Consider the following 8,584-nt stretch of genomic DNA (forward strand, 5'->3'; position numbering starts at 1 on the left):
GCCCGCACCGTGCCCGACCTCTGGGCAACCATCCGCGAAGCCTTCACCGGCTTTACCTCAGACGAGTGCCGCAACTGCCTCACAGCTGCCGGTTACGAAAATGACTTGGCCGTCGCTACATAGGCGGGAACAGCTCTAAGCTGGAACAGTCCGAGCCAGTCCTCGTCCGGAATCATCGCGATGTCATCGACGCCGCCGTACTCCCGCAGGTGGGCAGTGCCCACGTTGTTGACGAGGATGTCGGCGTCCGGAACCTCTGCGAGCAAGGTTGCGGCACCCTCGGCCGTCGACAGGTCGGCAGCGACACCGGAGATGTCGCCTTCCGGGAACAGCCTGCGGAGCTCACCGACCGTCTTGTCCACCCGCTCGCGCCCGCGACCGTTCACGACGACTGCCGCCCCGGTACGCGCCAAGCCTTCGGCGGTCGCCCGACCGATACCGGCTGTGGAGCCGGTGACAATGGCCCGGCGACCCTTGAGATCGATGATCATGTTGGTTCTCCTGTACGCCGGGGTTCGACAACGCCCAGCTCAGCCACGTGAGGGCCGCTAGACATGGTCGAACTTGACGAAATCTTGGAAGATCAGCGGAGCCCAGGTCTTCCCCCGTGCCTGGACCAGGGCACCGCCTTCCGCGAGTTTGCCCAGCCAGACCGGCGCGAACCCGAGCTGCTCGGCCAGCGCGTTGACGGGCTCCGCCGCGGCGTCATCGTCACTCGACACGAAGATGACCCGTCGGCCGCCGTTCACGTCCGGATCCGCAGCCAGCTTCGCTGCGGCCAGATGGTTGAACGCCTTCACCAGCCGGGCACCCTGGAAAGCATCGGCGACCACGGTGGACGACGGACGGCCGCCGAGGTCCTCGACTGGCACGCCGAAAGCATTGGTCACGTCGACGAGGATCTTGCCATCCCACCGGGAAGCCGCTCTCGCGAGCTCCTGATGCTGACCGAACGGGATGGCTAGGAGGATCATGTCGGCCTGAAGCGCCTCGCCGAGCGGCACTGCGGTCACCGTCGAGCCGATCGCCCTGGCCTCCGATGCGAAGGCTTCTGGCGGTCGCCGCCCGGCAACGGCGACAGCGAGGCCCTTGCGGGCGAACATCCGGGCGAGAGCCTGTCCTACTGCACCGAACCCGATGATTGCGTAGCTCATGGTGTGTTCCTCCATGTGATCTGCGACGGCGTGCGCATGCTTCCCGCGCTCAGGCCCGCAGGCGCTCACGCTCCACCGCGACCTTCTCCAGCTCTTCGAGCAGCGTCTCGTGCGTGCGCCAGAAGGCGTCGGGGGCCTGCTTAGCCAGCTCGATCCAGACCGGACCGCGCATGGTCTCCTCTGTCCAAAGATGGGTGCCGGTCAGCGTGGGAGTGATAATCCAGGCGTGGTAGGCCACTGACTCCCTCGACGCCTTAGGGCCGCCATACCAAGCGATGCGCCGGGTCGGCTCGTACTCGGTTACGATCGCGGAAATGTCCTGGCCCGCAAGGTTGGTTTCGAACCGCTTGTTGAGCCCCAGTGCCGTATGTCCGTCGAGAAGCTCGACGTGCTCGACGCCGGGATAGAACTCCTTCCAGGACGCATGGTCGGTCAGAAGCGACCAAATGGTGTCGGCAGAAACGGCGACTTCACGCTCGTTGGTGAAATGGATCGGACACCGGCTGGGCTTCATATCATCCGGCCAGGCAATCGCTTCGAACATGGCAGCCTCCTTGGCTCGATCGGTAGCAACCGAACGGCATCGCGGACCCGCTGAAGCCGACCGACAAGCGAAACCTGGAAGGCTCCTTTGATCGGCGAGGACATTCAGCAGCTGAGCGAGGTTGATCTAGGCTTTGGCGCAGTGTCGCGGGACTGCCAGGATCTCGACATCGGTTCTGCATGGACGCACCACCCGTCCGGTGCGATCTCCGCCGTCGCAACGCTACTCGGGGACCCGGGCGTTACCGGAAAGAAGCGGTACATGGCCGACGAGCTTGCGCGACATAAACGTCGTGAAGAGCTGCACCCGCTTGGTCTTGCGCGTTTCGCCCTGCGTGAGCAGCCACAATCTCCCGTGCCCATGCTGTGAGCTTCCTGGCGCCCTGACCAGGGATGGATCGGCATCGCCGACGAAGCAGGGAAGTGCCGTCATGCCAATCCCGGTCCGCACCGCGGCCAGGTGGGCGCTTGCGTCCACCGTCCGGAAAGGCACGTCGGCGACCGGTATGTCGCCTTCCAGGCCCCAATCGGGAATGCCGTCGAACTCCTTGACCACCCAGCGGATCGGTCGGGACGGTCCAGCGCGCCAGGCAGCCAACAGGTCGCGTGACAGGTAGACGCCGCTGAACAGCTCCGGTCCCCGCAATCCATGAAGATTGAGGGGGAGCGACGTGCTCTCGTAGACGACCCGAAGCGCGACGTCGGCTTGGCGGTTGGTGAGGTTCACCGGATCGTCGGAGGAGTGGATGTCGAGCTCGATCTCGGGATAGAGCCGCGCAAACTCGGCGAAGTCTGACATCAGCAGGTGACTCGCCAAGGTCGGTGCCATCGTGACACGTAAGTGTCCCCGGACACTTTGATCACGCCCGTGAAGCCGGGCTTCCAGCTGGTTGGCGGATGTCTCCATCTGGTTGGCGAACGCGAGAACCTCCTCCCCTCCCTGCGTCAGGCGGTAGCCCGAAGGCAACTTCTCGAACACTCGCGCTCCTAGACGCTTCTCAAACTGTCCAATGCGCCGCAGGACGGTGGAGTGATCAACGCCAAGGCGATCAGCGGCCGCACGAACGGAGCCGCCACGAGCCACGGCCAGGAAAAACCGAACATCGTCCCAGTCGACCACCTGAACACCCTCCACCATTTCCGGTTTGACAATGGGTGTATCTCGCAGGGAACCTGCCGGTGGGATTTCGCACCACCGCTCTGCGTGGACGAGCACTCCACAGAAGAAATTATTCAAGCCATGTCAGCCGTATGCTGACGGCTTCGCCTCTACCGCGGTCTGATAGCCTCATCATTCCAAGGAGACCCGCCATGCTTGACCATGTCATTTACCCGCCGGAGTTCGATCCACGGATCTCGGCGATTTACGCACTGAACGAGATCGACGTGAAAGCGCCGGCGGCAGTGGTTTGGAAGTTGCCCGTCGAGGCCGAGAACTGGTCGAGTTATTTCCCGCCCGAAAACCAGGTCAAGCTGCCCGACGGCCAGACGGAGTTGTCGCTGGGCACGCGGTACTCCCGGGTCACCATTGGTTCCCTGATGTACCCGGTGGTCACCGAGTTCGTGCCGGAACGCAGGCTGTCGTGGTCGACCACGGTCGACGGTGACGAGACCGGTTCGACGGCCTTTCACGGCTGGGTCATCACACCCACTGCGAATGGTTGCCACGTGCTGTCCGAGGAGACGCAGCAAGGCCCCTGGTTCCTCGAGCAGCTTGGGCACAAACACCCTGGCGGGCTCTACAGCTACCACCAGGATTGGGTCGAAGCGCTCGCGCGTGCGGCCGAAGCGGAGGCCACCAGCAAGGCATAACGCAACGGCAATGTCCGCCTTGTGTCGTGCGCGGGCGCGACGGCTGTGTCTGCTTTTTCCACTCCTCGCCCCAAAGCGGACTGGCAGAATTCCACCCAAACCAGCCGATCCGGCCAATCCGATTTGGGTATACCTCAATCGAACCAGACAGTAGGCAGTCTCATATAATCAGCTTGACCATTCAAATCGAACTAGTATCATGACACCTATCCTAATCGAACCGATTGGCAGGTTTCATGTTCGTCCGCGCCTATCTGCGCGCTTATACCTCCGAACAGGACGCGACCCGGGCGCGGGCGCAGCTCGACGCCTTCGCGCATGAGCGGGGCCTGGCGATCGCCGCGGCCTATGTCGAGAACGAGAGCGGGGCGACGCTGGCGCGGCCGGAGCTGTTCCGCCTCCTGAAGGATTGCCGACCGGGTGACGTGCTGCTGATCGAACAGGTCGATCGCCTGTCCCGCCTCACCTCGGACGACTGGACGAAGCTGCGGGCGGAGATCGACGCCAAGCCCGTGCGCATCGTGGCGCTCGACCTTCCCACTTCCTGGAGCCTCGCCACACCGGCCGACGAGTTCACGGGATGGGTCTTCCAGGCCATCAACGGCATGCTGCTCGATGTCCTCGCGGCCGTCGCCCGCAAGGACTACGACGATCGCCGCCGCCGCCAGGCGCAGGGGCAGGCCCGCGCCAAGGCGGCGGGCCTCTACCGGGGCCGCCAAGAGGACACGAAGCGGAACGAGGGCATCGCGGCTATGCTGAAGGCCGGCTCGCCCTGGAGCCAGATCCAGGCCGCCACGGGCTGCAGCCGCTCAACCCTAGCTCGGATCGCCAAGCGGGCGAAGGCCGCCCCGATGCAGGACGCGGATCTCTGATGCCGATCCGCCGCGAGCATTGCTACTTCTACCCGATCGACTGGAAGCAGCTCTCGGCCGTCATCCGCTTCGTACGGGCGGGCGGGCGATGTGAGGGATGCGGCAGGCCGCACTTACAAGACGTGCAGCACCTCGGTGACGGTCGCTGGTGGGATATCGAGGCCAGTCGCTGGCGTGATGGTCGAGGTCGCTTAATGCGTCGCGCCATGCCCCTTCCTGAGGGCATGGAACCGGGACTGGTGAGGGTGACGCGCGTAGTGCTGGCGACGGCACATCGCAACCACGATACAGCCGACAACACGGACGCCAACCTCGCGGCGTTCTGCCAACGGTGCCATATACTTCACGATCGGCCGGAGCATCAGCGGCGCAGGCGGGTGACCCTTCGTGCCCGTAAGGCGATAGGCGATTTATTCAACGGGACTGGTTGATAGCGGGCCGTCGCCCTTTCCGAACAAAAACTCGTCACCGCGCAGTCGATGCCCTGGGTCGATGCCCGCCCTCATCCCACATGGATGATCGACACCCGTTGAGGAGTACCAGCATGCCATCACACGCCCGAACGGGAGGCTTATCGCCGCTTCAGGCTGCGGCTCTGGCGGTTGGGGCCGTTACGGCTGCTCTGCTCATCGGGCGGCGCGCAAGCCCGACGCCTGATCACCCCCGGACGAGGCGCTGGTATCGGCATCTCGCGAAACCGGACTACACACCGCCGTCGCCGGTCTACCCGGTTGCCTGGACGGGCATCCAGGCGTCGCTCGCCTATGGCAGTTATCGACTGCTTCGCGCCGAGAGATCGCCTGAGCGGACGGCGGCTTTGGCGTTCTGGGCCGCGAACCAAGTTGGTATTGCCGGGTGGAGCGAAGTCTTTTTCGGTCAGCGGTCAACGGGATGGGCCACCGTCACATCAGCCGCCCTCGGCGCAAGCGCAGTCGGTTATGTAGCAACGGCCAGTCAGGTCGATAAGACCGCCGGCCAGCTCGGCATTCCATTGGTGGCCTGGGTATCGTTCGCGACGCTGCTCGCCGAGGAGATCTGGCGAAAGAACGATTAGTCGGCCGAACTATCTTATGCCATTGGTTCGCTAATCGGTGGATTGCGCAAAAGGACCGGTGCTAAACTCAAGATTTTCACACCACGCACGCCTCCGCTGAAACCAGAGGTTTTCCGGATGCGCAATTCCGGAGCGAATTAAGCCTTGAAGCCAAGGATGCGGTAGAGGTCGAAGTCTTTGATCCACGCCTGACCGAATGTGTTGCAGACATCCGGCACCTTGCGGTTGGCGCGTTTCTTCGAGGGTGCGGAGACTTCCTTGGTAACAACCGTCCGATCGGCTGCCATCCGGGCATAGGCGACCAAAAACATATCCTGCCCGATCTTGTCTAGTTCGGTGTCCGTCAGGCTCGGCCCGTAGCCGGTCGTGAGCACTTCATTGAGGATCGCAGGATCAGCTTCCTCGTCCAGGATTAGCGCGGCTTTCACATCCTTGTCGTTGATCCACTGTCCGAGCTGCGTACGCGAGCCGCAGACTTCCTGCCAGATTTCCAATGGCATTTTGACATTGCCGGCTTGGCACTGGCCGTAAAGCCAGTCCCAGAATTGAGGTACGAGGTCGAAGCCGTAATATTCTTCATCCGCTCGGATCAACACGTTCGCATCAAGGAGGTACAGCAATCAGTCCCTCTCGAGGCCGGGCACGGTCGCGCCTCTGACAAATTCGTAACGTTTAATCAGCGGCTCGACGACGCCCGGATTGACGCCGAGCACCTTGGCCGCCTTGGTGTGCGACAGGATGTTGTCGCGCACGGAACGCTGCACCAGGCCGACAAGCGCGGCACCCAGCTTGAACTGCTTGACCGTGTAGTAGCTGGGGCCGCCTTCGGACTCCTTGGCGTCGTCCTTGGCGCGCGCCTTCTGGCTTTGCCAACGGGCGGCATAGTTGCTTGCCAACTCGCGATAGGCCGGGCCGCTGATCCAGTTCATGCGGCGCATGCGATGCGCCACCATGGGTTCGCTGACGCGCCAGGCTTCGGCCATTCTCGCGACGGCCGTCATGATGCGGGGCAGGTCCGCAGGGTCGAAGTCCGGGCTGCTGGCGAAAGCCGAGTCCGGTAACAGGAAGCGGCCGGCGACGTCGTTGCAGAACAGCTCGATCGCCGCCTGCGGTGTCTTGGCCTGGTCCTCTCCGACCATGCCGCTGACACCCGTCTGGCCGAGCCAGATATGGGCCAGTTCGTGGAGCAACGTGAAGGCGCGCGCGGCCTTGGCGTCCTGGTCGTTGATGACGACGAAGGGGGCGACGCGATCGGCAATGGCGAAGCCCCGGAACACACGCTCGCTGATCGTGTGATGATGCGAGCCTAGATCGCCAACTAGAAGGACGAAGATGCCGACCGCTTCGGACCGGCTGCGGAGATCCTTGAACAGGTCGTCGGCTGTGCCGTTGCGGCGGCCAAGCGTATCGAGGCGGACGTCCAGCTTTGCGGCGATGCTATCAACGACGCCCTGAACGCCGGTCTGGATCGTGGCGGAGCCGACAAATTCGAGCTGGCCCGCCTCGTCGTCGTCTTCGAGGATGCTGCGGACCATTTCTTGCCGCGCCCGGATATCCCGTAGCAGCGCGTCCAGTTTGGCGCTCTCGCGCGGTGGCACGTCGAAAGGCAGGGTGCGGAAGTCCTCGCCCCGAGAAGCTTGGGCAGGGGGTTGCGCCAGATAGAAGGTCACGACCGGCCGGCGATAAACGCTGGCGATCTTGGCGAGCTGATTGCGGGTCGGGAACCGCTCGCCGCTTTCGAGGGCCTGCAACTTCTCGGCGGCGGAACTGGCCGCGCTCGGCTGGATGCCGATCTTACTGGCCGCGTCCTCAAGGGACATGCCGGCCGCCTTTCGCGCCCATGCCAGTAGTTCGGGATTGATGTTGGCGGCTCTCTCCATGGCGCGGCCTACAAGCTCGCCGTTGGGCCGTTGATATGACGGCGCAGCGTTGCGGGGGCGATGCCGATCATGCGAGCGACTTCCGCCCTGCCCTTGCCATCCTCGATCAGACGGACGGCCAACTCACGCTTTTCGGGCGTGAAGGATGGCGGGCGGCCCGCCCGCTTGCCGCGACGGCGGGCAGCTTTCAGCCCGGCCTTGGTACGTTCGGAGATCAGGTCGCGCTCTAGCTGCGCCAGTACGCTCATGATGCCATAGAGCGCCTTGCCTGCGGCCGTGCGGGTGTCCATCCCGTCCATGATCGAATGAAACTCAACGCCGCGCCCGTGCAGCTCGTCCAGAAGCATGGCAAGCCCGGCCGTGGTGCGGCCGAGGCGGTCGATCCGCCAGACGGTTAGCGTGTCACCGGCCTTGGCCGCTGCCAGAGCGGCGGCAAGGCCCGGCCGCTTCATGGCGGTGCCGGAAACGCCCTTATCGTCATAGACGACATCGTAGCCATCCGCTTGCAGCGCGTCATGCTGCAAGGCCAAGGTCTGCTCATCGGTGGCGACGCGGGCATATCCGATTTTCATGCCCAAATTATAAGCGCACGTTTTCGCGCGATCCAGTCTTAAATTTCGCAATGGCTTAGCAGATGGCTGAAAAGCCGCTCAAAAACGGTCCTTTTTGAGCGGTGCCGTGCGAGTCTGCTTGCGACCAAACTACGCCGTTTTCACGCCTCTCGCCTGATCTTGAAAGCCGTCATTCGAGCACGCCGAGGTTGGTGGATGCTGGTGTACCGGCGTGACCACCGAGCACTGCATCTCGGAAAATAGACGTAGCTAAAAACGCTTGACCAGCACACGTCTTGGAAAATCTTGTGTACCAGAGGCATGCTGCGAAAAAATCCAATCTATCAGCGGGTATCCGCTTAGTGAAAAATATTAAACTATGAACCCTGGCAAGAGACACAGTTTTTTTATCTGAGAACGGGCACCACCTTCACCTACGGCCGTGATCAGCCAGCTCGTCTGAGTTGGCGAGCCGCGTACCAATGTCTGACACAACGAAGAGCGCTCTTGTCAGCGGTTGCGGCTGGAGTGTGATATCCCTGTCGATCAAAGTCGCGAAGGCGCTACGTCGAGAAAAATCTGGCGTCCAAACGACCAGGAAGTCGCGATTGGGGATCCCGGCAAATACCATGGAACTTCGAAGCGCCTGCCGGACACGAGCCATAAAACGTGGGAGCAGCAAGCGCGCTGCATCGAAACCATCGTAGGTCTGTAGCGT

13 protein-coding genes and 1 pseudogene are annotated in these 8,584 nt (G+C 62.8%); 6 read left to right on the forward strand and 8 right to left on the reverse strand.

Going from position 1 to position 8,584, the window contains the following annotated elements; all coding sequences use genetic code 11:
* Positions 1–123, forward strand: a pseudogene (locus tag MKK69_RS13660) (IS630 family transposase); the annotation flags it as partial.
* Here MKK69_RS13660 and MKK69_RS13665 read toward each other — a convergent pair.
* The 4 genes from MKK69_RS13665 to MKK69_RS13680 form a co-directional block, all read right to left on the reverse strand.
* A complete protein-coding gene (locus tag MKK69_RS13665) occupies positions 93–491 on the reverse strand; it encodes an SDR family NAD(P)-dependent oxidoreductase (protein WP_313900851.1) in 399 nt (132 codons plus the stop codon). The pseudogene MKK69_RS13660 and the gene MKK69_RS13665 sit on opposite strands and share 31 nt — an antisense overlap.
* A 57-nt stretch (positions 492–548) precedes the next feature.
* Positions 549–1,169 carry an NADPH-dependent F420 reductase gene (locus MKK69_RS13670; RefSeq protein WP_409564811.1) on the reverse strand — a complete coding sequence of 207 codons (621 nt, stop codon included), beginning with the start codon at positions 1,167–1,169 and terminating at the stop codon, positions 549–551.
* Positions 1,170–1,203: 34 nt separating this feature from the next.
* Entirely contained in the window at positions 1,204–1,698 is a 495-nt protein-coding gene (locus MKK69_RS13675; protein WP_243968506.1) for an SRPBCC family protein, read from the reverse strand.
* A 222-nt stretch (positions 1,699–1,920) separates the two neighbouring features.
* Positions 1,921–2,817, reverse strand: a complete 897-nt coding sequence (locus tag MKK69_RS13680) for a LysR family transcriptional regulator (RefSeq protein ID WP_243968508.1) — start codon at positions 2,815–2,817, stop codon at positions 1,921–1,923.
* On the opposite strand from MKK69_RS13680, the gene MKK69_RS13685 reads away from it, so the two are divergent.
* From MKK69_RS13685 to MKK69_RS13705, 5 genes are all read left to right on the forward strand, one after another.
* Positions 2,728–2,955 (forward strand): hypothetical protein, encoded by a 228-nt coding sequence (locus MKK69_RS13685; RefSeq protein ID WP_243968526.1) that lies wholly within the window; start codon positions 2,728–2,730, stop codon positions 2,953–2,955. The genes MKK69_RS13680 and MKK69_RS13685 overlap by 90 nt on opposite strands.
* 53 nt (positions 2,956–3,008) lie before the next feature.
* Entirely contained in the window at positions 3,009–3,509 is a 501-nt protein-coding gene (locus MKK69_RS13690) for an SRPBCC family protein (RefSeq protein ID WP_243968510.1), read from the forward strand.
* 236 nt (positions 3,510–3,745) lie between these two features.
* Positions 3,746–4,381: a recombinase family protein gene (locus MKK69_RS13695; RefSeq protein WP_243968512.1), complete on the forward strand. Its 636-nt coding sequence runs from the start codon at positions 3,746–3,748 to the stop codon at positions 4,379–4,381.
* Entirely contained in the window at positions 4,381–4,812 is a 432-nt protein-coding gene (locus tag MKK69_RS13700; RefSeq protein ID WP_243968513.1) for a hypothetical protein, read from the forward strand. Before MKK69_RS13695 ends, MKK69_RS13700 begins: the two co-directional genes overlap by 1 nt.
* Positions 4,813–4,925: 113 nt before the next feature.
* Positions 4,926–5,435, forward strand: coding sequence for a TspO/MBR family protein (locus MKK69_RS13705; protein ID WP_243968515.1), 510 nt, complete (start codon positions 4,926–4,928; stop codon positions 5,433–5,435).
* Between the two features lie 137 nt (positions 5,436–5,572).
* Here MKK69_RS13705 and MKK69_RS13710 read toward each other — a convergent pair whose 3' ends face one another.
* From MKK69_RS13710 to MKK69_RS13725, 4 genes are all read right to left on the reverse strand, one after another.
* Complete coding sequence (locus tag MKK69_RS13710; RefSeq protein WP_243968517.1) at positions 5,573–6,055, reverse strand: DUF4411 family protein; 483 nt, start codon at positions 6,053–6,055, stop codon at positions 5,573–5,575.
* Positions 6,056–7,315, reverse strand: a complete 1,260-nt coding sequence (locus tag MKK69_RS13715; protein WP_243968519.1) for a helix-turn-helix domain-containing protein — start codon at positions 7,313–7,315, stop codon at positions 6,056–6,058.
* 8 nt (positions 7,316–7,323) lie between these two features.
* Complete coding sequence (locus MKK69_RS13720) at positions 7,324–7,887, reverse strand: recombinase family protein (protein WP_243968521.1); 564 nt, start codon at positions 7,885–7,887, stop codon at positions 7,324–7,326.
* A 409-nt stretch (positions 7,888–8,296) separates the two neighbouring features.
* Positions 8,297–8,584 (reverse strand): hypothetical protein (locus MKK69_RS13725; RefSeq protein ID WP_243968523.1); only part of this gene is annotated, 288 nt, incomplete at its 5' end.

The organism is Methylobacterium sp. J-026 (assembly GCF_022829585.1).
Taxonomy (GTDB): domain Bacteria; phylum Pseudomonadota; class Alphaproteobacteria; order Rhizobiales; family Beijerinckiaceae; genus Methylobacterium.

Bases quoted from the DNA above. Each gene is read 5' to 3' on its own strand.
- MKK69_RS13675 (WP_243968506.1), bottom strand. From the start codon at position 1,698: ATGTTCGAAGCGATTGCCTGGCCGGATGATATGAAGCCCAGCCGGTGT.
- MKK69_RS13690 (WP_243968510.1), top strand. From the start codon at position 3,009: ATGCTTGACCATGTCATTTACCCGCCGGAGTTCGATCCACGGATCTCG.
- MKK69_RS13695 (WP_243968512.1), top strand. From the start codon at position 3,746: ATGTTCGTCCGCGCCTATCTGCGCGCTTATACCTCCGAACAGGACGCG.
- MKK69_RS13700 (WP_243968513.1), top strand. From the start codon at position 4,381: ATGCCGATCCGCCGCGAGCATTGCTACTTCTACCCGATCGACTGGAAG.
- MKK69_RS13720 (WP_243968521.1), bottom strand. From the start codon at position 7,887: ATGAAAATCGGATATGCCCGCGTCGCCACCGATGAGCAGACCTTGGCC.
- MKK69_RS13670 (WP_409564811.1), bottom strand. From the start codon at position 1,169: ATGGAGGAACACACCATGAGCTACGCAATCATCGGGTTCGGTGCAGTA.
- MKK69_RS13715 (WP_243968519.1), bottom strand. From the start codon at position 7,315: ATGGAGAGAGCCGCCAACATCAATCCCGAACTACTGGCATGGGCGCGA.
- MKK69_RS13665 (WP_313900851.1), bottom strand. From the start codon at position 491: ATGATCATCGATCTCAAGGGTCGCCGGGCCATTGTCACCGGCTCCACA.
- MKK69_RS13705 (WP_243968515.1), top strand. From the start codon at position 4,926: ATGCCATCACACGCCCGAACGGGAGGCTTATCGCCGCTTCAGGCTGCG.